Origin of the sequence: Caballeronia ptereochthonis (assembly GCF_001545075.1) — a bacterium.
Taxonomy (GTDB): Bacteria; Pseudomonadota; Gammaproteobacteria; order Burkholderiales; family Burkholderiaceae; genus Caballeronia; species Caballeronia ptereochthonis.
Genome location: NZ_FCOB02000092.1, coordinates 1 through 1,317, shown reverse-complemented (window position 1 = coordinate 1,317; position 1,317 = coordinate 1). Strand labels below are relative to the sequence as shown.

At 62.0% G+C, this 1,317-nt stretch carries 2 protein-coding genes; both read right to left on the bottom strand.

Annotated elements, in window-relative coordinates; all coding sequences use genetic code 11:
• The coding region (locus AWB83_RS35580; protein ID WP_143750168.1) for a ChbG/HpnK family deacetylase at window positions 1-188 on the bottom strand (188 nt) is incomplete at its 3' end.
• A gap of 4 nt (window positions 189-192) precedes the next feature.
• The coding region (gene hpnJ, locus AWB83_RS35575; RefSeq protein WP_087050264.1) for a hopanoid biosynthesis associated radical SAM protein HpnJ at window positions 193-1,317 on the bottom strand (1,125 nt) is incomplete at its 5' end.

The following is a 1,317-nucleotide window of genomic DNA, read 5'->3' as shown; positions in this document are numbered from 1 at the left end:
AGCACGATATGCAGCCCGACGCGCAAGTCCGGCGATTCGCGCGCGATCTTCACGGCATGGTAAGCGGCGGGCGCGCCGACCATCAGGCTCGCGCAGGTGAGCACGCCCTCGCGATGCGCAAGCGCGACCGCATCGTTCACACGCTCGTGCAGACCGAAGTCGTCGGCCGTGACGATCAGACCGCGCACGCCGTCATGCCTCGTGCGCGCGCAGGAAGCGGAAGAACTCGACGCCTTCGCGCAGGCGCCGCTTCATCATGTCCCAGCTCGTGAGCATCTCGCGCACGATTTCCCAGATCTTCGACGGCCGGAAGTAGAAGCGCTTGTAGAAGCGTTCCAGCTCGTGATAGATCTCCTCGCGCGACAGATGCGGATAGCCGATCGCGGCGAGCTGCACGCCTTCCTTGCTGACCAGATTGATGACCTTGTTCTCTTCGAGCCAGCCGTTTTCGACGGCCTGGTTGTAGAGCGTGGTGCCCGGATAAGGCGCCGCGAGCGACACCTGAATGGTGTGCGGATTGATTTCCTTCGCGTACTGAATGGTCTTTTCGATCGTCTCCTTCGTCTCGCCGGGCAAGCCGAGGATGAACGTGCCGTGGACCTTGATGCCGAGCTTGCGGCAATCGTCGGCGAAGCGCCGCGCGATGTCCGTGCGCAGCCCCTTCTTGATGTTCAGAAGAATTTGATCGTCGCCGGATTCGTAGCCCACGAGCAAGAGACGCAGGCCGTTCTCCTTCATGATCTTGAGCGTCGAGTAAGGCACGTTCGCTTTCGCGTTGCACGACCACGTGATGCCGAGCTTGCCGAGCCCGCGCGCGATTTCCTCGACACGCGGCTTGAAGTCGGTGAAGGTGTCGTCGTCGAACATGATTTCCTTCACTTCGGGCATGTTGTCGCGAATCCACTTCACTTCTTCGAGCACGTTCTCCACCGAGCGCACGCGGTAGCGATGCCCGCCCACGGTCTGCGGCCACAGGCAGAACGTGCAGCGCGAGCGGCAGCCGCGTCCCGTGTAGATCGACACGTACGGATAGTTCAGATAGCCGATGAAGTAATTGCCGATGTTCAGATCGCGCTTGTAGACCGGCGCGACGAAGGGCAGCTCGTCCATGTTCTCGAGGATCGGGCGCGCTTCGTTGTGCTCGATCGAGCCGTCGGGCAGACGATAGCTCAGCCCCTTGATCTCCGCGAACGGAAGGCCTTGCGCGACTTCCTTGCACGTGTGGTCGAACTCCTCGCGGCACACGAAGTCGATCGCCTCGCTCGCGGCGAGCGAGTTGTGCGGATCGACGGCCACCTTCGCGCCGACCATGCCGAT